The sequence below is a fragment of the Arthrobacter sp. OAP107 genome (assembly GCF_040546765.1).
Classification (GTDB): domain Bacteria; phylum Actinomycetota; class Actinomycetes; order Actinomycetales; family Micrococcaceae; genus Arthrobacter.
In genome coordinates, this window is record NZ_JBEPOK010000001.1 from 3,501,478 (window position 1) to 3,523,945 (window position 22,468).

The 22,468-nt window shown below is 67.2% G+C and carries 24 protein-coding genes; 4 read left to right on the plus strand and 20 right to left on the minus strand.

The window, feature by feature from the left end:
- Window positions 1–30: 30 nt before the first annotated feature.
- Window positions 31–984, minus strand: a complete 954-nt coding sequence (locus tag ABIE00_RS16070; protein ID WP_354261758.1) for a cation diffusion facilitator family transporter — start codon at window positions 982–984, stop codon at window positions 31–33.
- Between the two features lie 230 nt (window positions 985–1,214).
- Between ABIE00_RS16070 and ABIE00_RS16075 the strand changes: the two genes are divergently transcribed.
- A complete protein-coding gene (locus ABIE00_RS16075; RefSeq protein WP_076798106.1) occupies window positions 1,215–1,490 on the plus strand; it encodes a GlsB/YeaQ/YmgE family stress response membrane protein in 276 nt (91 codons plus the stop codon).
- 176 nt (window positions 1,491–1,666) lie between these two features.
- On the opposite strand, the gene ABIE00_RS16080 is transcribed toward ABIE00_RS16075, so the two are convergent.
- The 4 genes from ABIE00_RS16080 to infC form a co-directional block, all read right to left on the minus strand.
- On the minus strand, window positions 1,667–2,563 hold the full coding sequence (locus ABIE00_RS16080; protein ID WP_354261759.1) for a TrmH family RNA methyltransferase: 897 nt from the start codon (window positions 2,561–2,563) through the stop codon (window positions 1,667–1,669).
- Between the two features lie 53 nt (window positions 2,564–2,616).
- Window positions 2,617–3,072 carry a 50S ribosomal protein L20 gene (gene rplT / locus ABIE00_RS16085; protein ID WP_354261760.1) on the minus strand — a complete coding sequence of 152 codons (456 nt, stop codon included), beginning with the start codon at window positions 3,070–3,072 and terminating at the stop codon, window positions 2,617–2,619.
- Between the two features lie 117 nt (window positions 3,073–3,189).
- On the minus strand, window positions 3,190–3,384 hold the full coding sequence (gene rpmI / locus ABIE00_RS16090; RefSeq protein WP_076798109.1) for a 50S ribosomal protein L35: 195 nt from the start codon (window positions 3,382–3,384) through the stop codon (window positions 3,190–3,192).
- 116 nt (window positions 3,385–3,500) lie between these two features.
- Window positions 3,501–4,598, minus strand: a complete 1,098-nt coding sequence (infC, locus tag ABIE00_RS16095) for a translation initiation factor IF-3 (RefSeq protein WP_354261761.1) — start codon at window positions 4,596–4,598, stop codon at window positions 3,501–3,503.
- Between the two features lie 383 nt (window positions 4,599–4,981).
- Between infC and ABIE00_RS16100 the strand changes: the two genes are divergently transcribed.
- A complete protein-coding gene (locus ABIE00_RS16100) occupies window positions 4,982–5,368 on the plus strand; it encodes a DUF1844 domain-containing protein (RefSeq protein WP_003798723.1) in 387 nt (128 codons plus the stop codon).
- Window positions 5,369–5,474: 106 nt separating this feature from the next.
- Here the strand turns inward: ABIE00_RS16100 and ABIE00_RS16105 are convergent, their stop codons facing one another.
- From ABIE00_RS16105 to ABIE00_RS16140, 8 genes are all read right to left on the minus strand, one after another.
- Window positions 5,475–6,773 carry an MFS transporter gene (locus ABIE00_RS16105; RefSeq protein ID WP_354261762.1) on the minus strand — a complete coding sequence of 433 codons (1,299 nt, stop codon included), beginning with the start codon at window positions 6,771–6,773 and terminating at the stop codon, window positions 5,475–5,477.
- 59 nt (window positions 6,774–6,832) lie between these two features.
- The gene (locus ABIE00_RS16110; protein WP_502914289.1) at window positions 6,833–7,693 is read right to left on the minus strand and encodes an SseB family protein; all 861 of its coding nucleotides are present in this window, start codon (window positions 7,691–7,693) and stop codon (window positions 6,833–6,835) included.
- A gap of 75 nt (window positions 7,694–7,768) precedes the next feature.
- Entirely contained in the window at window positions 7,769–8,515 is a 747-nt protein-coding gene (gene priA / locus ABIE00_RS16115) for a bifunctional 1-(5-phosphoribosyl)-5-((5-phosphoribosylamino)methylideneamino)imidazole-4-carboxamide isomerase/phosphoribosylanthranilate isomerase PriA (protein WP_354261764.1), read from the minus strand.
- 93 nt (window positions 8,516–8,608) lie between these two features.
- Window positions 8,609–8,767: a CG2302 family histidine operon protein gene (locus ABIE00_RS16120; RefSeq protein ID WP_331573679.1), complete on the minus strand. Its 159-nt coding sequence runs from the start codon at window positions 8,765–8,767 to the stop codon at window positions 8,609–8,611.
- Window positions 8,768–9,505, minus strand: a complete 738-nt coding sequence (gene hisH, locus ABIE00_RS16125; RefSeq protein ID WP_331573681.1) for an imidazole glycerol phosphate synthase subunit HisH — start codon at window positions 9,503–9,505, stop codon at window positions 8,768–8,770.
- Window positions 9,502–10,128 (minus strand): imidazoleglycerol-phosphate dehydratase HisB, encoded by a 627-nt coding sequence (gene hisB / locus ABIE00_RS16130; protein WP_003798736.1) that lies wholly within the window; start codon window positions 10,126–10,128, stop codon window positions 9,502–9,504. The genes hisH and hisB overlap by 4 nt, the downstream gene beginning before the upstream one ends.
- 59 nt (window positions 10,129–10,187) lie before the next feature.
- A complete protein-coding gene (locus ABIE00_RS16135; protein WP_331573684.1) occupies window positions 10,188–11,306 on the minus strand; it encodes a histidinol-phosphate transaminase in 1,119 nt (372 codons plus the stop codon).
- An 88-nt stretch (window positions 11,307–11,394) separates the two neighbouring features.
- The gene (locus ABIE00_RS16140; RefSeq protein WP_354261765.1) at window positions 11,395–11,763 is read right to left on the minus strand and encodes a LysM peptidoglycan-binding domain-containing protein; all 369 of its coding nucleotides are present in this window, start codon (window positions 11,761–11,763) and stop codon (window positions 11,395–11,397) included.
- A 310-nt stretch (window positions 11,764–12,073) separates the two neighbouring features.
- Between ABIE00_RS16140 and lexA the strand changes: the two genes are divergently transcribed.
- On the plus strand, window positions 12,074–12,817 hold the full coding sequence (gene lexA / locus ABIE00_RS16145) for a transcriptional repressor LexA (protein WP_354261766.1): 744 nt from the start codon (window positions 12,074–12,076) through the stop codon (window positions 12,815–12,817).
- A gap of 74 nt (window positions 12,818–12,891) precedes the next feature.
- On the opposite strand, the gene ABIE00_RS16150 is transcribed toward lexA, so the two are convergent.
- Together ABIE00_RS16150 and hflX are read right to left on the minus strand one after the other, a co-directional pair.
- Complete coding sequence (locus tag ABIE00_RS16150) at window positions 12,892–14,964, minus strand: ATP-dependent DNA helicase (RefSeq protein ID WP_354261767.1); 2,073 nt, start codon at window positions 14,962–14,964, stop codon at window positions 12,892–12,894.
- Window positions 14,957–16,534 carry a GTPase HflX gene (hflX, locus tag ABIE00_RS16155; RefSeq protein WP_354261768.1) on the minus strand — a complete coding sequence of 526 codons (1,578 nt, stop codon included), beginning with the start codon at window positions 16,532–16,534 and terminating at the stop codon, window positions 14,957–14,959. The genes ABIE00_RS16150 and hflX overlap by 8 nt, the downstream gene beginning before the upstream one ends.
- A gap of 379 nt (window positions 16,535–16,913) precedes the next feature.
- On the opposite strand from hflX, the gene ABIE00_RS16160 reads away from it, so the two are divergent.
- Window positions 16,914–17,528 carry a class I SAM-dependent methyltransferase gene (locus tag ABIE00_RS16160; RefSeq protein WP_354261769.1) on the plus strand — a complete coding sequence of 205 codons (615 nt, stop codon included), beginning with the start codon at window positions 16,914–16,916 and terminating at the stop codon, window positions 17,526–17,528.
- Here the strand turns inward: ABIE00_RS16160 and dapF are convergent.
- Genes dapF through ABIE00_RS16185 form a run of 5 tightly spaced genes read right to left on the minus strand, consistent with a single transcriptional unit; the run spans window position 17,509 to window position 22,456 of the window.
- Window positions 17,509–18,453, minus strand: coding sequence for a diaminopimelate epimerase (dapF, locus tag ABIE00_RS16165; RefSeq protein ID WP_354261770.1), 945 nt, complete (start codon window positions 18,451–18,453; stop codon window positions 17,509–17,511). The two genes, ABIE00_RS16160 and dapF, sit on opposite strands and share 20 nt — an antisense overlap.
- Window positions 18,450–19,421, minus strand: a complete 972-nt coding sequence (locus ABIE00_RS16170) for a DMT family transporter (protein ID WP_354261771.1) — start codon at window positions 19,419–19,421, stop codon at window positions 18,450–18,452. Before ABIE00_RS16170 ends, dapF begins: the two co-directional genes overlap by 4 nt.
- Window positions 19,422–19,449: 28 nt before the next feature.
- Complete coding sequence (miaA, locus tag ABIE00_RS16175; RefSeq protein WP_354261772.1) at window positions 19,450–20,349, minus strand: tRNA (adenosine(37)-N6)-dimethylallyltransferase MiaA; 900 nt, start codon at window positions 20,347–20,349, stop codon at window positions 19,450–19,452.
- Window positions 20,350–20,353: 4 nt separating this feature from the next.
- Window positions 20,354–21,901 carry a tRNA (N6-isopentenyl adenosine(37)-C2)-methylthiotransferase MiaB gene (gene miaB / locus ABIE00_RS16180; RefSeq protein WP_354261773.1) on the minus strand — a complete coding sequence of 516 codons (1,548 nt, stop codon included), beginning with the start codon at window positions 21,899–21,901 and terminating at the stop codon, window positions 20,354–20,356.
- 3 nt (window positions 21,902–21,904) lie between these two features.
- Window positions 21,905–22,456: a regulatory protein RecX gene (locus ABIE00_RS16185; RefSeq protein WP_354261774.1), complete on the minus strand. Its 552-nt coding sequence runs from the start codon at window positions 22,454–22,456 to the stop codon at window positions 21,905–21,907.
- Window positions 22,457–22,468 lie beyond the last annotated feature (12 nt).

The following is a 22,468-nucleotide window of genomic DNA, read 5'->3' on the forward strand; positions in this document are numbered from 1 at the left end:
GCCGGCGGCCCGGACTTTCACAACAAGCAGCTACGCCCCTGAGTCGCCCGCAAGGGCGGGCCCGCTGGCTACCTCTGCACGGCGGATGTCGGGCTCCAGATAGATGACCCGCGCGATGGGCACTGCCGAGCGGATCCGTGCTTCGGCTTCGTCGATGGCCTTGGCAATATCGAGCCCGGAATCGCCGGCCCCCACGCTGATCTTGGCAGCCACGAGCAGCTCCTCCGGGCCCAGGTGCAGGGTCTTGAGGTGGATGATGGCAGTGCCGTCCGCTTCGATGGCGCGCCGGATGCGGCCGACGTCGTCCTTGGTGGCCGACTCCCCCAGCAGCAGCGACTTGGTCTCCATCGCCAGGATGACGGCAATCGCCACGAGCAGCAGGCCAATCATGCCGGTCCCGATCCCGTCCCAGATGCCGTCGCCTGTCAGCAGGGTCAGCCCCACGCCAAACAGGGCGAACACCAGGCCCAGCAGGGCGCCGAAGTCCTCGAGCAGGATCACCGGAAGCTCGGGCTGCTTGGCGGTCCGCACGAAGCTGATCCAGCCCTGGCTGCCGCGGATATGGTTGGCCTCGCTGATGGCCGTCCGGAACGAGAAGCCTTCGGCCACGATGGCACCGAGCAGCACGGCCAGGGGCACCCACCAGAAGTCACCTTCAATGGCGTGCGGGTGCTGGATCTTTTCCCAAGCCTCGTACAGCGCGAAAAGGCCGCCGACGCTGAAGAGCACGATGGAAACGATGAAGGCGTAAATGTACCGCTCGCGTCCGTAGCCGAACGGGTGTTCCGGGCTGGCAGCCCGCTGGGCGCGTTTCCCGCCGACCAGGAGCAGGACCTGGTTGCCCGAGTCGGCGACCGAGTGGATGGCCTCAGCCAGCATCGATGAGGAGCTTGTCAGCAGGAACGCGACGAACTTCAGGACGGCGATGGTCAGGTTGGCGGCCAGCGCCGCGACAATCGCCTTGGTACCGCCATTTGCAGCCAAGGGAGGCTCACCTCTTCACGTGGGTATTTCAACGGATGGGACAGGGCGGGATGGATCCGCCGTCTAGTAAATACCGTACCCGTCCGGCCCGGAACAGACAGCGCACCTGGCCTCCGGGCGGCACGAAAAGCCAAAACTAAGCCTGCTGACAAAGAAACGCGCCCTGTGTTAGCTTGAAGCCATATCGGGACTGATAAGAATCGATCCCGACGAATATGAAGGAGCAGACAATGGGTTTTCTTGCTTGGATTATTCTCGGCCTGATCGTAGGCGCAATTGTTAAAGCCGTCATGCCCGGACGGGTCGGCGGCGGCTGGGTCACCAGCCTCGTTCTGGGCGTCGTTGGCGCCATCGTTGGCGGCTGGATCGGCAGCCTTCTCTTCGGCAAGGGTGACCTGGCGTTCTTCGACCTCGGCACCTGGATCCTCGCCATCATCGGCGGCCTCGTAGTCGCAGGTATCTACGGCGCCATCACCGGCCGCAACCGGACCACCCGGGCACCATAACCGGCCAGGACCACAGGCACCGGGCCTCGACAAGCGCATCGCGTAACAAGCCCAAGCGCAGAGCCAAGCCCGGGCCGTAACAGACAAAAACAGACAGAGCGGGGACCCACCAGCACGGTGGGTCCCCGCTCCTTCATGTCTGACGGTCTGGTGTGACGGCCCGCAGTCTCCGGAACTTAGGCCGGCTGCTGGGACCTCGCACTTGCGTACAGGCAGACGGTGGCGGCCGTTCCCAGGTTGAGGCTCTCGGCGGCGCCATACACGGGCACCGCCACGCGGTGGTCAGCCAGCGCGAGCTCGTCTTCGGAGAGGCCCTGGGCTTCGTTGCCGAAGAGCCAGGCCGTGGGGTTCTCCAGGGCGTAGTCCGAGCCGGCGGTCGAGGCGCCCAGCCTGCGTGCGGCGTTCTCGTCCTGCAGCCGGTCAAGGTTCAGCTGCCCGTAGCCGTCCGCGGCCAGCACGCCGATCCCCCGGTCCTTGCACAGCCCCACCAGCTCATTAACGTCCGCGCCGAGGACCACAGGCAGGTGAAACAGCGAGCCGGCGGTCGACCGGACGGCCTTGGGATTGTAGATGTCCACGCTGGAACCGGTCAGCACCACAGCGTCCGCGCCGGCGGCGTCCGCGGCCCGAAGCACAGTCCCGGCATTGCCGGGGTCCCGGACCTGGCACAGCACGGCAATCAGCCGTGGCCCGCCGTCGAGCACGTCCGCCAGGGAGACGTCCACGAAATCGCACACCGCAACGATCCCCTGCGGGGTGACGGTGTCCGCCATGGCGGCGAGGACATCGTCCGTCGCAAGCCGGGCGCTGGTTCCCACGGCCAGTTCCTCGAACTCGGGGTACCGGTCCAGGCAGGCCTCGCTGGCATACACCTCACGGACGATGCCCGGCTGGCCCGCCGCGGTCCGTTTGCCGTGCAGCACCAGGGCTTCACGAACTGCCTGCGGGCCTTCGGCGAGGAACTGGCGGCGCTTTAAACGGGCCGGGCGCCCTGCAAGCTTTGCCACGTCCCGCACCCGATCTGCTCGGGGATTGGAGAGTGGAAAGTCTTGCGGGCGCCCGGTTTCGTTCATATAAGAAACCTTAGTGGCTGTTGCCACCGGTCCTTGAACTGGGAGCTGTCTGCTTACTCAGCAGCTGCAGCGGCCGGCTTCTTCGCAGCGCGTGCACGGGTGGCCTTGGCCTTCGGTGCAGTCTCAGCCTTGGCGGCCGGAGCGGAGGTGTCTGCAGGCAGCGAGTCCTTGGCAACCTGGACCAGCGCAGCGAAGGCGTTGGCGTCGGAGACGGCGAGCTCGGCCAGCATGCGGCGGTCAACCTCAACCTCAGCAGCCTTCAGGCCCTGGATCAGACGGTTGTAGGTCAGGCCGTTCGCGCGGGATGCAGCGTTGATGCGCTGGATCCACAGGCGGCGGAAGTCGCCCTTCTTCTTCTTGCGGTCGCCATAGCTGTACACAAACGAGTGCAGCAGCTGCTCTTTTGCCTTGCGGTACAGGCGTGAGCGCTGCCCACGGTAACCTTTGGCGCGTTCGAGGACAACCCGGCGCTTCTTGTGGGCGTTTACCGCCCGCTTCACACGTGCCACGTGCGTACTCCTTCAGAATTCTTGTCCCAAGCATCTTTCGCCGGTGATCCGGCTGGCCTGAGAAGGCTTTATTGGTGGGTGGCTGCTGCCTGACGGCCGCAACCTAAGAGCTTGGAACTAGATGCCGAGCATCTTCCGGATGACCTTGGCGTCGCCCTTGAAGACGATCTTGTCGCCGGCGAGGCGACGGGTCAGGCGGGTGGACTTGTGCTCAAGGTAGTGGCGGCGGTTGGCCTGCTGGCGGCGCAGCTTGCCGGTACCGGTCAGCTTGAAGCGCTTCTTAGCACCACTGTGGGTTTTCATCTTCGGCATGGGAACCGATCTCCTAACGTATCCGCAGACATGTCTGCAGTCTTTCGCGCAGCCGGCCCTGGGGACGGCGTGCTGGTTGCTGGCTGCCTGAAGGGGATGCCTTCCGCAGTTTCGAACTAGTTGGTCTTCTTGCCTGCCGGCTTCGGCGTGGGCCGGGGTGCAGCAGGTCGTGCCACCGGCTTCGGCGCAGCGGGCCTTGCCACCGGCTTCGGCGCAGGCACAGCTGCAGGCTTCGGCGCTGCCGGGGCAGGCGTTTCGGCCTGAGGAGCCTTGGGCGCAGGTGCCTCGGCGGCAGCCTTCGGCGCAGCGGGTGCCGCCGGGGCGGCAGGTGCAGCAGCCTTCGGCGCAGCGGGTGCCGCCGGGGCGGCAGGTGCAGCAGCCTTCGGGGCAGCAGCCTTGGGCTCCGCAGCCTTGGGTTCCGCGGCTTTGGGCTCGGCGGCTTTGGGTTCGGCGGGAGCCTCGGCAGGTGCCGCAGCCGGGGCTTCGGCAGCCGGAGCTGCCTCAGCTTCAGCGGCCGGAGCCTGGGTGGCCTCAGCCTGGGCCGGAGCTTCCTGCGTTGCCGTTACCTCTTCGGCGGCGGTCTCCGCAGAAACCTGGAAGCCCTCCGGGAGGAGGTCACCCAGCGACTGCGTCAGCGGTGCCTGATCGTCACCTGAGGTGTCGACTCGGCCGGCGGCCTTGGCTTCATTCTGGGCCTTGGCCTCGGCGCGCTGGGTCGCGCGGCGGGCTTCGGCCTTCGCCTCGGCCTTGTTCTTCAGCGGACCGATGACCATGACCATGTTGCGGCCGTCGATGCGGGGGCTTGACTCCACGACACCGACTTCAGCCACGTCTTCAGCGAAACGCTGCAGGAGGCGCAGGCCCATTTCGGGACGCTGCTGCTCACGGCCGCGGAACTGGATCATGGCCTTGACCTTGTCCCCCGCTCCGAGGAAGCGCAGGGCGTGGCCGCGCTTGGTCTCGTAGTCGTGGGTGTCGATCTTCAAGCGGAACCGGATTTCCTTCAGAACCGTGTTGGTCTGGTTCTTCCGGGCCTCACGGGCCTTGACTGCGGCTTCGTACTTGTACTTGCCGAAGTCCATCAGCTTGCACACCGGAGGCTTGGCCTGCGGTGCAACTTCAACGAGATCCAGGTCGGACTCGGCAGCCAGACGCAGGGCATCCTCGATACGGACGATCCCTACCTGTTCGCCGGCAGGGCCGACCAGCCGCACCTCAGGGACGCGGATACGCTCATTGATTCTTGGCTCGCTAATGTTAAAGCTCCTGTGTTTGTAATGGGTGTTCCACCGGCAAAATAGAGAAGGCCCCCAATTGCCGGAGCAATCGAAGGCCTCAAAGGTCGGATGTGCACCTCCCCGCAGGGGCTGCACGCACTTCACCGGACTCCTGCCCGGTGAACCGCCCGACCGTTACCCGGCAACCTTGCTGCCCTGAACCTTCCAGGGAAAACGGCTGACGCGGGTGGGAGAGAACTCCGCTTGCAAACTGAGTATCAATTCTACAGAAAGATACCCGCTTACCGCACATTTGCGGCAGTGGGTCTCATACACGGCAAAATAACGACATCCAGTCGGTCTGTGACAAGCTTACCAGTATGAGCACTCCAGACAGCAATTCACACGTCTACCAGGCACCCGGCGCCGGGGACGACGTCACGCAGCAAATCCGCGACATCTCGGAAGTCCCCGCGATCGAGGTCATCACCACGGCGGCCGTGCACCTCATGAGTGCCTCCGCCGTGAAGCTCGGCCTGGCCGCTGAGGAGAACGCCGCTGAGCTGAAGGACCTGGACGAGGCCCGCAAGCTCATCACCGCCCTTGCCGGCCTGGTGACGGCAGCCGCTCCGGAGATCGGTTCACAGCATGCCGGTCCGTTGCGCGATGGCCTGCGGTCCTTGCAGCTTGCCTTCCGCGAAGAATCCATCATTCCGGATCCCCCGGGCAAGGGTCCCGGTGAGAAATTCACCGGCGCGGTGAACTAAAGCTAGACGTTCGACGGCGGCGGGCCGGCTCTTCGGGGCCGGCCCGCCGCCGTTTTTTCGTGCGGCCGCCCCATTGACCGTCCCCCGGCGGCGGGCGCCTGCGGCGTCAGGACGTGGCAGCGCGGCGTCGGCGCTCTTGCAGGACGAGGCCCACGACGCACAGCAGCACACCTGCCACGCCGACGGACACAAAGCCTCCCGCCGCCCCGATGCCGTCGATGAAGATTCCGGCCAGCGGAGCCCCCAAGGCAACACCGGCGGTCAACGCGGACCCGTACCACCCCATGGCCTCGCCCCGCCTGGCCTCCTCCACCAGTTCTGCCACCTTCTCGGAGGCTGCCGAGAGGACCGGCGCGCAGAGGAGGCCCGGCAGCAGCGACAGCAGGCTAAGGGTCAGGGTGTCGGTGGCAAACCCCATGGGAATGGTGAAGGCAGCCATGCCCAGCAGCAGGAGGATCGGGGAAACAGGCCGGTGCATGGCCCCGTATACGAGGCCGCCGATCACCGAAGCGGCGCACCAGAAGAGGAACACGACGCCGATCTCGCCCTGGTGGCCGCCGGTCTCCAGCGCGGCCACGATTCCCACGTCCGTGCCGCTGAGCACCATGCCGGCGCCGGCAGCCACAGCGAACACCGCGGCTACACCGGCGGTGAACCAGGCGAAGCTGTGGGCTACCCTGCGTTTCAGGACCGCCCGCCGCCGGCTGCCCGCCGACGCCGGACCGAGCTCAGCCGCTGCCTCCTGCAGGTGTGCGGGGGCGGCGGCCACAACGGCTACCTCTGCTGCTTCCTGCTCATCAGCTTCGCAGGATTCGGAGCGGACCGCGCTGCGGGTGGGCGGGTTGAACCACATCAGGAAGAGCCCGGCCAGCGACGTGGAGACACCGACGGCGGTAAGCCCCAGCACGGAATGGCCGCTGGTGGCCACCACAGCACCTGCGGCCGGGCCGATCATGAACACCAGCTCGGTGCTGACCGCATCCAGCGCGAAGGCGGTCCTGCGCTGGTCGCCGTCCGCGAGGACCCCCAGGGACTGCCGCACCACGCTGAAAATGGGAAGCGTCAGCAGGCCGCCCACGAACACCAGCGGCAGCAGCCACTGGTAGGACACGTGCGGCACGAGGGACCAGATGACGGTTTCCGAGATCACCGAAGGTATCAGCGCCGTGCGCAGGCCCACGGTATCCACCCGGCGTCCGCGCCAGGGTGCGCCGAGCGCGATGCCGATGGTCATCACGGCCGCCGCCGTTCCCGCGGCGGCGTAGCCCTCGCCGAGGGTCAGGACGATGTGCAGGGTCAGCAGGACGCCCGCCGCCGAATGGGGTATGCGGGCAATCATGCCGACGGCCAGGAGCCGTCGGATAGGGCGGACGGCCAGCAGCTCCCGGTACAGGGTGAAATTCACAGGTGGGTCCTCGGTTCAGCCGCCGGACAGCAACGCAACGGACCTCCACCGGTCGGCGGTTACTGTGCGGCGCGCCTTAGTTTGACTTCGATCGAATCAACGCGCTCACCAAACAATACATTCCGGCTCCACTCAGCCTGGAGGCCGGCAACAAGGTCCTGGACCGCGGCCGCGTCGAGTCCGTCCTCCAGATAGAGCACCACCCGCAGCTCCGGTCCGGCTCCGCCGCCCTCGACGCGGCTGCCCGAGGCTGTGGCCGTGGCCACTCCCCCGCCGGGAAGGACCTCGAGTGCGCGGACCGCGGGTCTGTCTTCGGCACCGGCCCGAAGCACCGTTGCCAGCTCGTCATCGAGGTAAGCGGGCACCCACTGCCGCTGCTGCGCGAGCGCCCAGACCCCGGGGCGCCTGACCACGAAGGTAATTTCCGAGCCGGGGTCCACGACCAGCAGCTCGGCCCCCTCGGAAACGGCGGACAGCGCGGCCCTTGCGGCATAAACGGCCACCGGCCGCGCCTCCGCGTGCCACGCCGCCAGGGCCGCTGCCGACGTGAACACCGGCATGGCAAGGCGGCCGTCCGGCGCTTTGAGCGTCACCAGCGCCATGTCCGCCTGTTTGTCGGCGTGCACGCCGTGCGCGCCCTCGGCTTCCTCCGCCAGCTGGGCCACCACGGGGACAAAGACGCGGGTGGTGGCCAGCGAGGCAACCACCGCGGCTTCGTCGCCGTCGCCGGCAACGAGAGCAGAGAGCGCGGTGAGATAACCGGCGTCGGCCGTGCCGTCGTCGTCCTCAAAGTTGTGGATCTTGGCGTCATCACCGGCGAGGCTGCGCCCGGCCCAGGGCTGGCCCGCCGAATCCGCGGCACCGCCTGCACCGGCGAGGGCGGCCTCGATGTGACCGGGCAGCCGGCGTGCCGGCGGCACGCCCGTGCCCGGTAGGGCCGTGCCAGGTACGCCGCCGTCCGTGGAATTGCGCTGCTGCTCGGTCACGGCGATGCCTTAGCGGCGGCCAGCGACGTCGAGGGCCTCGGGCAGGCTGAAGGCGCCGGCGTACAGGGCCTTGCCCACGATGGCGCCTTCGACGCCCAGCGGCACCAGGGAGCGCAGCACCTTCAGGTCGTCGAGGCTGGAAATCCCGCCGGAGGCCACGACGGGCTTGCCGGTCTTCTCCACCATTTGCCGCAGCAGCTCAACGTTCGGCCCCTGCAGCGTGCCGTCCTTGGTCACGTCGGTGACAACGTAGCGTGCGCAGCCGGCCTCTTCCAGGCGGCCCAGCACATCCCACAGGTCCCCGCCTTCCTTGGTCCAGCCGCGGCCGGCCAGTGTGGTTCCCCGGACGTCCAGGCCGACGGCGATCCGGTCACCGAAGCGGTCGATGGCCCGTGCCGTCCAGTCCGGGTTCTCCAGTGCGGCGGTGCCGAGGTTAACCCGGGCAACGCCCAGGTCCAGCGCCTTCTCCAGGGACTCGTCGTCCCGAAGCCCGCCGGAGAGCTCCACCTTGATGTCCAGCCGGCCCACCACTTCGCGCAGCAGCTCCGCGTTCGAGCCGCGTCCAAAGGCAGCGTCCAGATCCACCAGGTGGACCCATTCGGCGCCCTGCTGCTGCCAGTTCAGCGCCGCCTCCAGCGGCGTTCCGTAGCTCGTTTCGCTGCCGGCCTCGCCCTGGACCAGGCGGACGGCCTGGCCGTTCACGACGTCGACGGCGGGAAGCAGTTCAAGTACCGGCAGCTCGTTTTGGCTCGTCATCGGAGGTTTCCTCAGTTCTTGTAGGCGCTGGAGTTCTGTGGACCCTGTTCCCGTGAGCGGCGTCTTCTGCGGCGCACACGGCGGGTTCGTTCGTTATTTGCCGGGAAGGGTCAGCAGGTAGGCGGCCAGCAGCGACATCGCAGCCAGCACGTAGAACCCGATCTGGACCCAGAGCGGCTTGCGCTGCTGCCTGAAGGACAGGCCGCCGCCCACCAGGAGGCCGGCCAGGCCCATCAGGAGAATCGACCACATTTAGGCGTCCGCCGCCTGCCGGCGGTGCGGACCGCGGAGCCCGTCGACCCAGTTCTTGAGCAGCCGTGCACCGGCGTCACCTGACTTTTCCGGGTGGAACTGGGTGGCGCACAGCGGGCCGTTCTCCACGGCGGCGATGAAGGGGCCGCCGTGCTCGGACCACGTGACCAGGGGCGGCGCCATCCGGGGCTGGATGACGTCGAAGTCCCAGTTCTGGACCCCATACGAGTGCACGAAGTAGAACCGTTCCCCTTCGACACCGTCGAACAGCCTGGAGCCCTCCGGGACCTTAACGGTGTTCCACCCCATGTGCGGCACCACTTCGGCCGGCAGGAGCTCCACCTTGCCGGGCCACTCGCCCATGCCTTCGGCTTCAGTTCCGTGTTCCACGCCGGCCTCGAACAGCACCTGCAGGCCAACGCAAATGCCGAGGACCGGACGTCCACCGGCAACGCGGCGGCCAATCATCCGGATGCCATCAACGGCCTTGAGTTCGCGCATGACCGTCTCGAAGGCGCCGACGCCGGGAACGACCAGCCCGTCGGCGTTCAGCACGTCCTCGGGCTTGGAGCTCAGGATGACCTCGGCACCGGCGCGTTCCAGGGCACGCACGGCCGAACGGACGTTGCCGGACCCATAGTCCAGGACGGTGACGGTGGGTTTGCCCTCCGGGGAGGCCGGCTTCAGCGTGGCCGACGGGTCGATGATCGCGCCCTCGCGCAGTACTTTGCCGGTCACAGTGCTCCCTTGGTGGACGGAATGCCTTCGACGCGGGGGTCCGGTTCGACGGCTGCGCGGAGTGCCCGGGCAAAGGCCTTGAACTGGGCTTCCACGATGTGGTGCGGGTCCCGGCCGGCGATGACGTTCATGTGCAGGCAGATGCCGGCGTGCAGCGTGATTGCCTCGAAGACGTGCCGGGTCAGGGATCCCGTGAAGTGCCCGCCGATCAGGTGGTACTCCTGCCCGGCAGGCTCGCCGCCGTGCACCAGGTAAGGCCGGCCGGAGACGTCGACAACGGCGTGTGCGAGGGCTTCGTCCAGGGGCACGGTGGCCTCGCCGAAGCGGCGGATGCCGGCCTTGTTGCCCAGCGCGGTGCGCAGCACCTCGCCGAACGTAATGGCAACGTCCTCAACGGTGTGGTGGACGTCAATGTGGGTGTCGCCCGTGGCCTTGACGGTCATGTCGATGAGTGAGTGCTTGCACAGCGCCGTCAGCATGTGGTCATAGAACGGGACCGATGTGCTGATGTCCGACACTCCGGTGCCGTCGAGGTTGATCTCCACCAGCACGGAAGATTCGCTGGTGGCACGCTCCATGCGTGCAGTCCGTGCCTCGGCAGCCTTGATTCCGGTGTCGCTCATGGTGATAGATGTCCTTTGACGAAGGATGGGGGCGGACCTGACCCGGTCCATGTTCAAGTTTAGGCCGGAAGTGCAGCTTGCCGGGCCAGGATGCTTTCCAGCGCTTCCAGGAAGGCTGTGGTTTCGGTCTCAGTGCCGGCGGTGACCCGCAGGTGGCCGGCGATGCCGACATCCCGCACGAGCACCCCTGCGTCCAGCAGGTCCTGCCAGACCCCGTGGGGATTCTCCAGGCCGCCGAAGAAGACGTAGTTGGAGTCGGACGCCGCGGGCCGCAGCCCCATCCGCGTCAACTCCGCGACAATCCGGTCGCGCTGTCGCTTGATGTCCTGGACGTCGGCCATGAGCGCCTCGCGGTGCTGCAGCGCGGCGAGGGCGGTTGCCTGCGTGACGGCCGAGAGGTGGTAGGGCAGGCGCACCAGCCGGAGGGCGTCGGTCACCTCGGGAGCCGCGGCCATGTAACCGAGGCGGGCGCCGGCCAGGGCGAACGCCTTGCTCATGGTGCGGGAGACGATGAGCCGCTCCCGGCCGGGCAGCAGGGTGAGCGCGCTGGGCGTGCCGTCGTGTGCAAATTCGTGATAGGCCTCGTCCACGACGACGATCGCCTGGCTGGCCTCGCCTGCCTCGTAGACCGCTTCCACCACATCCAGGCCCAGGCCCGTGCCGGTGGGGTTGTTGGGCGAGCACAGGAAGACTATGTTCGGCTGGAGTTCACGCACCTGGCTGGCGGCCGACTCGGCACTGAGGCCGTAGTCGTCGGCGCGCTTGCCGGCGATGTAGGCAGTGTCCGTGCCGCTGGCGAGGAGCGGGTACATGGAGTACGTCGGCGGAAAGCTCAGAAGCGACCGGCCGGGGCCGCCGAAGGCCTGGAGGATCTGCTGGAGGACCTCGTTGGAACCGTTGGCTGCCCAGAGATTGTCCGCGCTGAGCCCGTGGCCAAGGTATTCCGCCAGCGCTTCCCGAAGTTCGGTGAATTCACGGTCGGGGTACCGGTTAAGCCCGGTGGCGGCCTCGCTTACCGCCGCGGTGATGGCCGCCCGGACGTCGGCGGGCACGCCATGCGTGTTCTCGTTGACGTTGAGCAGGATCGGGACGTCAAGCTGCGGGGCGCCGTAAGGGGACAGCCCCCTCAGGTTGGTCCGCAGGGGCAGTCGGTTCAGTCGCTCAAGCTGGTCAGTCACCTACACAGTTTAAGTAACCTGCAGGGCTGGCCGGAAACTGTGACGGTTCCGGCGCCCGGGAACCGCACGGTTCGGGGGGCGTGAAGCTCTATTTGTTCGGTACAAAAAGCTGCTGCCCGGGCATGACCTTCCCGGCCTGAAGGTCGTTGAGCTGGACGATGTCCGCGATCACATCCCGTGGATCGCGGTCCGGGTCGACCTTGCCCGCGATGGCCCACAATGATTCGCCGGGCTGCACCGTGACCGACACCGTCGGCGTGACGGCGAGACCGGTGGCGCTGTCAGCAGCCTTTGCCGGCGAGTTCAGCAGCCCGGTCAGTGACAGGATCACGGCGGCGAGCAGGACAAGCGGGAGGCCGATCAGGACAATCCGGCCACGGCGGGTGAGGCGCAGCCGCGGCGGCTTGCCGGGCCGGGAAACTGCCGTAGAAGTTACTGCTGCTGTTGAAGCTGACATGGCGTGAGCCCTCCTGGACCAAAGTTGTACTGCCTCGCGTTCGAACAAACAGTTCGAACACCGGACTGACAAGCGGCCCTCACTAGAACACATGTTCGAACTTTGCTTTTCCTAGTTTTAGCATCTATCAACGAATTAAGTCGAGACTCGCTAGAACAAATGTTTGAAAAAGCCCAATGGCTGGCCTACGTTGGAAATCAAAGAACAACCACAACTGCAGTTGATCAGCAGGGTCTGACATTTTTCAGGCCGGAAGTTCCCGGCCTCTGCAGCTACCGCAACCGGGAGGAACGGAAAGGCGTTGGCGAACATGGCAGCACAGGCCTCTGACGGCAAGGCTCCCCAGCGCAGCCCGCGGTCTCAGCGGACCCCCAAGGGACTTACAGTCCGCCAGAAGAAGATCCTGGAAACCATCCAGCGTTCGGTCAACGAGAACGGCTACCCGCCGTCGATGCGGGAAATCGGTGACACCGTAGGCCTGGCCAGCCTCTCCAGCGTGACCCATCAGCTTTCGCAGCTGGAAAAGCTCGGCTACCTGCGGCGCGACCCCAAGCGGCCGCGCGCCATGGAGGTCCTGATGCCGCTCACTCTGGATGCGGGAACGGCGAAATCCGGCGGTGACAAAGCCCCGGCCCCCAGCACGGCAGGCGGCTCCGTGTCCGAACTGCCCAGCGCGATGGACACCGCCATGGTGCCGCTGGTTGGCCGGATCGCGGCGGGCGGTCCCATCCTCGCGGACCAGATGGTGGAGGAGCTGATGCCGCTGCCCCGCCAGCTGGTGGGCCATGGCGAACTGTTCATGCTCAAGGTCGCGGGCGACTCCATGGTGGACGCCGCCATCTGTGACGGGGACTGGGTTGTGGTCCGGCGGCAGAGCGACGCCGTCAACGGCGACATCGTCGCGGCACTGCTTGACGATGAGGCCACCGTCAAGACCTTCCGGCAACGGGACGGCCACACCTGGCTCCTGCCGCAGAACACGCAGTACGAACCCATCCTCGGCGACCACGCAGTGGTCATGGGCAAGGTGGTTTCCGTACTTCGCTCGCTGTAGCCCCCTGGGGCTTGTCCCCACGGAATCTTCGGCAGAGAACTTTCGGCCCCGGGCTGCTGCAGCCCGGGGCGTCCCTATGCCTGGGCGCCGGCGAGCCTCTCCAGTGCCGCGATGGCGGTCTTCCGGTCGGTCGTTGGCCAGAACGGCGGCAACGCGGCCCGCAGGAACCCGCCATAGCGCTCCGTGGACAGCCGGGAATCCAGCACGGCCACCACGCCCTTGTCATTCGTGGACCGAATGAGACGCCCCGCCCCCTGGGCAAGCCTGATGGCCGCGTGCGTGGCGGATACCGACATGAAGCCGTTGCCGCCGGCCTGGGCAACAGCCCGCGACCGCGCCGTCATCAGCGGATCATCAGGGCGCGGGAAGGGAATCCTGTCAATCACCACCAGGCGGCATGACCCGCCCGGCACATCGACGCCCTGCCACAATGACATCGTGCCGAACAGGCAGGTGTCGGGTTCATCGGCGAACTGCTTCACCAGCGCCGTCATGGTGGACTCACCCTGGCAAAGAATGCTGACATCCAGCCGGGTGCGCAGGGCATCTGCTGCTTCCTCTGCGGCCCGACGGGAGGAGAACAGACACAGCGCTCCCCCGCCGGACGCGCGGATCAGTGACTCGAGTTCGTCCAGCGCCTCGGGCGACGTGCCGCGGCCAGGCTTCGGCAGGTGGCCCGCCACGTAGAGGATTCCCTGCCGGGGATAGTCAAAGGGCGAACCCACGTCGACGCCGGTCCAGCTCGGGGCGCCTTCCCCGACCAGGCCCAGCCCGCCCGCAGCGGGTTCGAAAGCAGAGCCGATGGCGAGGGTTGCCGACGTCAGCACCACGGTGTGCCCGGCGAACAGGCCTTCCCGGAGCCGGCCCGCGACGCTCAGCGGGGCGATGTTGATCAGGGCCGGGGCGGTCTCGTCAGGCGCTGAGTATCCCTGCTGGGGATCAAACGTGCTGTTCCGGGAGAACCAGACCACCTCACGGTTTTCCCGGGCGGCGACGAGCCGTTCGCAAAGCTCCAAAATCACCAGCAGGCGGGAGCGCGCGAGCTGCCGCCCGCCGTCGGCCGTTGTATTGCTGTCCCCCTTGGAATCCGACAGTGCGGCCCAGCAGGCCTCACGGAGCTGGTCCACACAGTCCAGCTGCTCGTCGTTCAGGCCGTTGGGAAGCAGGCCGCTGGGTACGCCGGCGAGAGCCACCTCAAGGTTGGCGGCCGCGGTGTTGAGGGCGTCGACGGTGATGCCGGTGTGCTTGCGGGCGCCGGATGCTGCGGCGTGGACCATGGCCACCGACAGCTGGCCCGACACCGCGCCGGTCACCCGGTCCTGGAGTTCGTGCGCCTCGTCCACCACGACGACGTCGTACTCCGGCAGCACCGCCAGGCCTTCGAACGCGCTTACGGCGAGCATGGCGTGGTTGGTCACCACGACGTCGGCCTCTGTGGCGTTATGGCGGGCAAGCTCACTGAAGCATTCTTCGGCGAGGGGACACTTTTGCGAGCCAAGGCATTCCATTGACGTGACGGACACCTGCCGCCAGGCCCGGTCCGTGACGCCGGGAAGCAGCTCGTCGCGGTCGCCCGTGGTGGTCTGTTCCGCCCATTCGCGGAGCCGGACCACCTCCTTGCCGAGCTGCGACGAGGGGCCGCCCACCGACGCGGCGAAGTGCGGGACGCTGGTGTCCTCGCCCAGCGAGAAGAGCTGTCCCTCCGAGGGCTCCTCGGACGGAAAGCCGCCCTCAAGCTTGTGCCGGCAGACGTAGTTGGCGCGGCCCTTGACCAGCGCAATCTTCACCGGCCGGTCGAGTGCCGGTTTGAGGCTTTCCAGCAGCCGGGGAAGGTCCCGGCCCACGATCTGGGTCTGCAGCGCGAGGGTGGCGGTGGACACGAGCGCAGGCTTGTTGCTCTCCAGCGAGTGCGCGATGAGCGGGACCAGGTAAGCCAGCGACTTGCCGGTTCCCGTGCCGGCCTGCACCAGCAGGTGGTCGCCCGTTTCTATTGCGCGTGCCACCTGCCGGGCCATCTCGTGCTGGCCGCTGCGGCTTTGGCCGCCCATGCCCGCCACGGCACGGTCGAGCAGGTCAAGCACATGCTGCTCGCCGGCCGTGGTGGAGGCATTGTCCGCGGCGCCGGCGGCTGCCGCCCCGTCAGTCATCGGTGCTGAAGGATTCCAGTTCAGCCGCGAGGCCTTCCCGGACCATGACCACGGCGCGTGTACCGCCCTCTTCGTGGTCCAGGCTCAGGATCTCCGCGTCGGAGTCGTGCAGCTTGCTGATGAGATCGCCGCGGTGATACGGGACGAGGAGCTGCATCTTGACGTTAGGCCGCGGGATGGACTCACTGATGGCTGCGAGCAGCTCGGCGATGCCCTCCCCTGTGCGTGCCGAAACCACCACGTGCCGCGGCTCGCGCTGCTTCAGCCGCTCCACCACAAAGGGATCGGCGGCGTCGGCCTTGTTCAGGACGATGATCTCGGGCACCTTGCGGGCATCCACTTCGGCGAACACCGAGCGCACGGCGGCGATCTGGCCCTCCGGGTCCGGATGGGACACGTCCACAACGTGCAGGATCAGGTCTGCATCCGCCACTTCCTCAAGGGTGGAGCGGAAGGCCTCCACCAGCTGGGTGGGAAGCGACCGGACGAAGCCCACGGTGTCCGCCAGCGTGTAGCCGACCCCGTCTGAGGTCTCCGCCTTGCGGACGGTGGGGTCCAGGGTGGCGAAGAGGGCGTTCTCCACCAGCACGCCGGCGTCGGTAAGGCGGTTCAGCAGTGAGGACTTGCCGGCGTTGGTGTATCCGGCAATGGCCACTGACGGGACTTCATTACGACGGCGGTTGGCCCGTTTGGTCTCCCGTGCCGGCTTCATCGCGGCGATCTCGCGCCGCAGCTTGGCCATCCTGGTGCGGATCCGTCGCCGGTCAAGTTCGATCTTGGTTTCACCGGGACCGCGCGAGCCCATGCCGGCGCCGGCGCCGCCCACCTGGCCACCGGCCTGGCGGGACATGGATTCACCCCAGCCGCGCAGGCGCGGGAGGAGGTATTCGAGCTGTGCCAGCTCCACCTGGGCCTTGCCTTCGCGGCTCTTGGCGTGCTGGGCGAAGATGTCCAGGATGAGGGCGGTCCGGTCGATGACCTTCACCTTGACGATGTCTTCAAGGCCGCGCCGCTGGGACGGCGCGAGTTCGGCGTCCACCACCACGGTGTCGGCGCCGGTGGACATCACGACGTCCTTGAGCTCCAATGCCTTGCCGGCGCCGAGGAAGGTGCCGGGGTCAGGCTTGGCCCGGCGCTGGACCAGCCCGTCAAGGACTTCCGAGCCCGCCGTTTCCGCCAGTGCTGCGAGTTCGCGCAGCGAGTTCTCGGCGTCAGCCAGGGTGCCTTCGCTCCAGAGGCCGGCAAGGACAACGCGTTCCAGGCGCAGCTGCCGGTATTCGACCTCGGTGACGTCCTCGAGTTCGGTGGAGAGCCCGGCCGTACGCCGCAGTGCCCGGCGTTCCTCGAGGTCCTGCTGGTCGCCGTCGAAGGTGCTGTGCTCTTCGGCGAGCTGTGAGATGGCCTGCGCCTTGCCCAGGACACCCTTGCTGTCGGAGCGGCCGCCGTCGGCTGCCGTTGCGTTCCTGGCCGGGACGTCCTTGGCGAGAATCCGGTCGATGACAGCCTGGATCTCCTCGGGACTCATGTCCTGGGCGGCTGGCTCGGATCCGGAATTTTGCTGATTGGTCATGGTCTCCTTTGAAGGTTCTGCATCTTCAGAATAGTGCTGATTGGCGCCCTTGGCTGCGGTATTCGCGCTGGGCTGACTGCGAGGGGTCATGGAGGTGCTCCTGACTTGCCGGCAGCGGACACGCTGGGCCGGCGGGAAGTGGCTGATCGAGTGCTGTGTGGGCTGCGCTTGTTTCAAATGCGCACCGGGCGGAAGGCGGTAAGCCTGCGTCGCGTCGGAAGGAAGCCCCGGGCCGGTACCGGCGGCTGAAGGCCGCGGGCAAAGAAAGCCGGCTACTCAAAAATCAGGAACATGCGTACAAGGATAGCAGAACACCAGGACCGGTTTTGGCAGCCGGCCGGTTTCCCATCAGGCGGGCGGCCCACTAATCTGGCCAGTTATGGAGTCTGCCCACTATTTCAGCGCCTCACCCGCGGGGCCGTTCACCCGCAAGCCCCTCACAGTGGAGCTGGCCGGTGAAACGCGGAAGCTGCAGACCTCCTCCGGCATCTTCAGCCCGGACGGCATTGACAAGGGGACGGCCATCCTGCTGGCCGAGGTCCCCGCTCCTGCACCACAGGGAAACCTGCTGGACATCGGCTGCGGCTGGGGACCCATCGCCCTGACCATGGCTCTCAGGGCACCGCACGCACAGGTCTACGCAGTTGACGTTAATGAACGCTGCATCGCGCTCACGAACGGGAACGCCGAACTGCTCGGGTTGAACAACGTCGCAGCCAGCACACCGGAGGGCGTGGACCCCGAAATCCGCTTCGATACCATCTGGTCCAACCCGCCGATCCGGATCGGCAAGGATGAACTGCACTCACTCCTGCTGCTCTGGCTGCCGAGGCTGGCACCGGGCGGTTCGGCGTGGCTGGTGGTGCAGAAGAACCTGGGTTCGGATTCGCTTCAGCGCTGGCTGGCGGAGGTCCTGGACGACACCTTTACAGTGACGCGGGAGAGCACATCCAAGTCGTTCAGGATCCTGCGGGTCAGGAAAGCGTACCGGTAGCAACGATCGTTGCCGGTCCGCTGAGCTCCACGTGTTCGCGGCCACCGGCTACGGTGAAGAACTTCACGCCCACGACGCCGCCCGGCACCTTCACCTGCCAGGTGTCCGGGGCGCCCTGCCCGGCCCAATGGCGGATGGCCACCGCCGCGGCGCAGGCACCGGTACCGCAGGACTGCGTTTCACCGACGCCGCGTTCGTGTACCCGCATGGTCACGGTGCCCACGCCGTCGTGGACCAGCGGTTCGGCCGGAACGACGAACTCGACGTTGGTGCCATTCGCGGGAGTCGGGTCGACGTGCGGGGCGGTAAAAAGCCGGGTGTCCCGGAGTTCGGACAGCTCTGCCAGTGCGACGACCGTGTGGGGGTTGCCCATGCTGACGGACAGTGCCGGCCGCGGCACCTCGAGACCGTCGGCGCTGACCAGCGAATCCATGGCGCGGGCCGCTGCCTCGTCCGGGAAGATGAATTCCCAGGGGCCCATGTCGACGGCGTAGCCGTCACCTGTGCGGACGATGGTCTTGACGCCGCCGCGGGTACCGATGCTCAGCGCGCCGCCGGCGGGCAGCTCAGCCAGGCCTTCGGCGAGCAGGAAGTGGACGAACACGCGCACGCCGTTGCCGCACATCTCCGACAGGGACCCGTCACCGTTGCGGTAATCCATGAACCACTGGGCGTCGGGGTTTTCGGCGAGTATCTGCCGGCCCTCGTCCAAAAGACGTGACGGGACGGCGCGGATGAGACCGTCGCCGCCGATGCCGCGGTGGCGGTCGCACAGCTGGGCGACCTGCTCCGGGGAAATGGCGTGCACGCCCTCGGGGTCGGCGACCAGGACGAAGTCGTTGCCGGTGCCATGGCCCTTGGAGAACCGCAGTCCGCTCAGTGTGGTGGCGGCGGGCCGGGCTGTTTCTGCAAGGGTCTCATTCATGGTTCAAGGTTACCCGCCCGCCGGCGGCGCCCGAAAAACCGTCCCGGTCCAGCACCCGGTCCGCGGGCGCTGGTGAGGAGGATGCCGGCGATGACAATCACTCCGCCTGCTACCTGGGCAACGGTGTAGGGGTGTCCGGTGAGGATGGTGAACAAAGCCGTGAAGACAGTGATGAGGTTAAGGAACACCCCGGCCTTGCCCGCGGGAATGACTGTCAGCGCGCGGTTCCAGAGCAGGTAGGACAGCACCGAAGGAAACAGCGCTATGAAGGCCAGGGAAGCGATGGCACTCTGCGCGGAAGGCAGGGCCGGACCGCCGGCGGCGAGGCTGAATGGCGTGAGCACCACAATGGTGATCGCGGCCTGGATGGCCGTGGCCGTTATCGGGGGCAGCGGCGGGGCCAGTCGTCCGATGATGGTGTAGGCGGACCACGCTCCGATGGCACCGATCATGAACAGCTCCCCGGTGCCGAATCCGGCATGCAGCAGCTTGCCGACGTTGCCGTTGCTGAGGACCAGAAGGACGCCGACGAGCGCGATCAGGACGCCGCCCACTGCCGGGCGGGTCAGGCGTTCGCGCAGGAAAGCAGCAGCGGCCAAGGTGATCAGCGCAGGATTGAACGCATTGATGAGGGATGCGTTGAATGCATCCGTGTGCTTGAGGGCCGTGTACAAAAGCAGGTTGTAGCCCAGCAGCCCGGACACACTCAGTGCGATTAGCCACGGCCACGCGGCAAGCACCTGACGCCAATGCGGGCGCTCCACCAACTGCGCGATGGCCAGCAGCGGAACCAGGGCCAGTGACCAGCGCAGCAGGACCAAACTGAGAGGGTCCATGCTCTCCACCGCGCCTGCCCCGACGACGTAGTTGCCGGCCCAGAACAGCGTCGCACCCAGCAGCGAGGCGACCGCACCGGTGAGCCTCCGCCGCGGGGTGCGCTTGGGCGTGGTGGCAAGGGCAAGGGTCATTAGGGTTTTTCTTCCAGTGCGTTGGGGGTCAGCGGCAGAGGTCGGCGGCCTTTGCTGCCAGCCCGGGGTCCTGCCAGTCCAGCCAGCCGATGCGGGGATCTGCCCGGAACCACGTCAGCTGGCGGCGGGCGAACTGTCTGGTGGCCACGATGGTGTCCTCGGCCGCCTGCGCCACGTCCGCTTCGCCGTCGAGCACTTTGAGGAACTGGGCATAGCCCAGTGCGCGCGGGGCGGTCTTGCCGCGGCGCAGGCCCCGGGCGTCCAGCCGTTCGACCTCCGCCAGCAGCCCCCGCTCCACCATCCTGTGCACGCGGACGGCGAGCCGGTCGCGCAGCTGCTCTCGATCCACCGCCAGGCCGATCTGGATGGCCGGCTGGTGGTACTCGCGCGTTGGCATGAAGGAGCTGAACGGGCGGCCCGTCAGTTCGAAGACCTCCAGCGCACGGATGATGCGGCGGGCGTCGCCGAGGCGTCCTGCGGACACGGGATCCACCGCCCGGAGCCGGTCCAGCAGCGCCCCGGTCCCTTCAGCGGCGTTCTCCCGTTCGAGCCGGCCGCGGATTTCGGGGTCGGTTCCCGGAAAGTCCAGCACGTCCAGGGCTGCGCGGACGTACAGGCCGGACCCGCCGGCCAGGACCGCGCGTTTGCCGCGGCTGTGGATGTCGGCGACGGCGTCCCTCGCCTGCTTCTGGAAGTCGGACACCGACGCCTCCTGCGTCACGTCCAGGATGTCCAGCAGGTGGTGCCGGACGCCGCGCTGTTCAGCCTCGGTGACCTTGGCGGTGCCGATATCCATGCCGCGGTAGAACTGCATGGCGTCGGCGTTGATCACCTCGCCGTCCAGTGCCAGGGCAAGTTCGACGGCGAGGTCGGACTTTCCCGATCCTGTGGGCCCGACGACCGCTATGACGGGAGGCTGGCCCGCCACCGGGTCAGCGGCTCCGCACCGGGAGGGACGGCATGCCAAGCGACACGCCGGTCCTGCCCGCCCCCGCTGCACCGGGTGCCGGCGCGCCGCAGGAATCGGCCTGCGCCCTGTCCCAGGCATCGCCGGCGCGGGACCGGCGCAGGGAGTAATCGGCTGCGGTGGCCGGATCAGCGACCAAGTGGAAGGCGGCCGCTTCCGTAATGGTCACCGTCACCAGGTCACCGGGCCTCGGCGCAGGAGCGCCCTCGGGAACCGTGAAGTGAACCAGGCGCTGGTCCTGCGAACGGCCAGAAAGCCGGTGGGTTTCCTCAGACTTGCGGCCGGACTGGGCGGTGACCATGACCTCGACGCGGCGGCCCAGCTGCTTGGCGTTCTCTTCGGCGGCGATGCGGTCCTGGAGCGCGGTGAGTCGCTCAAAGCGTTCCTGTACCACTGCTTTGGGCAGCTGGTCCGGCAGGTCGGCGGCCGGCGTGCCGGGCCGCTTGGAGTACTGGAAGGTGAAGGCGGTGGCGAAGCGTGACTTTTCGACGACGTCCAGGGTGGCCTGGAAGTCCTCCTCCGTCTCCCCCGGGAAACCGACGATGATGTCCGTGGAGATCGCGGCGTGCGGCATCTTGGCGCGGACCTTGTCCAGGATGCCAAGGAACTTCGCCGAGCGGTAGGAGCGCTTCATCTCGCGCAGCACCTTGTCCGACCCCGACTGGAGCGGCATGTGCAGCTGGGGCATGACGTTGGGCGTCTCGGCCATGGCGTCGATGACGTCATCGGTGAACGCGGCCGGGTGGGGGCTCGTGAAGCGTACCCGTTCCAGGCCCGGGATTTCGCCGCAGGCGCGCAGCAGCTTGGAGAAGGCCTGGCGGTCGCCGAACTCCACGCCGTACGAGTTCACGTTCTGGCCGAGGAGCGTCACTTCGATGGCGCCGTCATCCACCAGTGCCTGGACCTCGGCGAGGATCTCCCCGGGCCGGCGGTCCTTTTCCTTGCCGCGCAGGGCAGGGACGATGCAAAAGGTGCAGGTGTTGTTGCAGCCGACCGAAATGGACACCCAGCCCGAATAGACCGAGTCACGCCTGGTGGGCAGCGTGGACGGGAAGACGTCCAGCGACTCGAGGATCTCCAGCTGCGCCTCGTTGTTGTGGCGCGCCCGGTCGAGAAGGGCGGGCAGGGCGCCGACGTTGTGCGTGCCGAAGACGGCATCGACCCAGGGCGCCTTCTTCAAGATGGTCTCGCGGTCCTTCTGCGCGAGGCAGCCGCCCACGGCGATCTGCATCCCCGGGTTGGCTGCCTTGATCGGCGCGAGCTGGCCGAGGTTGCCGTAGAGCTTGTTGTCGGCGTTTTCCCGCACCGCGCAGGTGTTGAAGACGACGACGTCGGCCTGGGCACCGTCGGCCGGCACGTAGCCGGCGGCTTCCAGCATCCCCGCCATTCGCTCGGAGTCGTGAACGTTCATCTGGCAGCCGAAGGTGCGCACCTGGTAGGTGCGGTGCACGGCGGCGTCACCGGTGGGCTCGTTCTCGGTGCCGTTTGCGGGGGAAGGGTAGGTCAGACTCACCCATTAAGGGTACCGGCTGCGCCCACTACCTTCTGCAGCGTCTTCTGCAGCGTCCAGGACCTCGGCCACGATCCGGAACGCCTGCGAAGGCTGGTACCCCTTCCGGGCAAGCATGGACGCGAGCCGCCGCGTGGTTTTGTCCCGCTCCGCCCGGTCCGACAGGTCCGTCCCCGGCCGCAGCTTGCGTTCCACGAGATGGCGCGCGGCGGCTTCCTCGTCCTCGTCACTGAGCTGTTCCAGGGCGGCGGCCGCCGTGTCAGCGTCAATGCCCTTGTCCGCGAGTTCCCGGCGGAGGGCCCCCTTGGCCAGTTTGCGCGACTGGGACCGGCTCCGCACCCACATGTCAGCGAATTCCGCATCGTCAACCAGCCGGACCTCTTCGAAGCGGTCCAGCACGGCCGCGGCGACGTCCTCCGGCACCTTGCGCTCGGCCAGCTTGCGTTCAAGCTGCAGCCGGCTCTTGGGTGATGCGGTCAGCTGGCGCAAGACGATGTCGCGCGCCACGGACGCCGGATCCGCGTTCCGGTCCTCCGCGGGTTCCGGTTGGGCTCCCATCCGCGAGCCGGG

Bases quoted from the DNA above. Each gene is read 5' to 3' on its own strand.
- ABIE00_RS16100 (WP_003798723.1), top strand. From the start codon at position 4,982: ATGAGCACTCCAGACAGCAATTCACACGTCTACCAGGCACCCGGCGCC.
- ABIE00_RS16140 (WP_354261765.1), bottom strand. From the start codon at position 11,763: ATGTCAGCTTCAACAGCAGCAGTAACTTCTACGGCAGTTTCCCGGCCC.
- lexA (WP_354261766.1), top strand. From the start codon at position 12,074: ATGGCAGCACAGGCCTCTGACGGCAAGGCTCCCCAGCGCAGCCCGCGG.
- ABIE00_RS16120 (WP_331573679.1), bottom strand. From the start codon at position 8,767: ATGTGGTCGATTCTCCTGATGGGCCTGGCCGGCCTCCTGGTGGGCGGC.
- ABIE00_RS16075 (WP_076798106.1), top strand. From the start codon at position 1,215: ATGGGTTTTCTTGCTTGGATTATTCTCGGCCTGATCGTAGGCGCAATT.
- dapF (WP_354261770.1), bottom strand. From the start codon at position 18,453: ATGAATGAGACCCTTGCAGAAACAGCCCGGCCCGCCGCCACCACACTG.
- priA (WP_354261764.1), bottom strand. From the start codon at position 8,515: ATGACGAGCCAAAACGAGCTGCCGGTACTTGAACTGCTTCCCGCCGTC.
- hflX (WP_354261768.1), bottom strand. From the start codon at position 16,534: ATGACCAATCAGCAAAATTCCGGATCCGAGCCAGCCGCCCAGGACATG.
- ABIE00_RS16185 (WP_354261774.1), bottom strand. From the start codon at position 22,456: ATGGGAGCCCAACCGGAACCCGCGGAGGACCGGAACGCGGATCCGGCG.
- rpmI (WP_076798109.1), bottom strand. From the start codon at position 3,384: ATGCCGAAGATGAAAACCCACAGTGGTGCTAAGAAGCGCTTCAAGCTG.
- ABIE00_RS16160 (WP_354261769.1), top strand. From the start codon at position 16,914: ATGGAGTCTGCCCACTATTTCAGCGCCTCACCCGCGGGGCCGTTCACC.
- ABIE00_RS16170 (WP_354261771.1), bottom strand. From the start codon at position 19,421: ATGACCCTTGCCCTTGCCACCACGCCCAAGCGCACCCCGCGGCGGAGG.
- ABIE00_RS16080 (WP_354261759.1), bottom strand. From the start codon at position 2,563: ATGAACGAAACCGGGCGCCCGCAAGACTTTCCACTCTCCAATCCCCGA.
- hisB (WP_003798736.1), bottom strand. From the start codon at position 10,128: ATGAGCGACACCGGAATCAAGGCTGCCGAGGCACGGACTGCACGCATG.
- ABIE00_RS16150 (WP_354261767.1), bottom strand. From the start codon at position 14,964: ATGACTGACGGGGCGGCAGCCGCCGGCGCCGCGGACAATGCCTCCACC.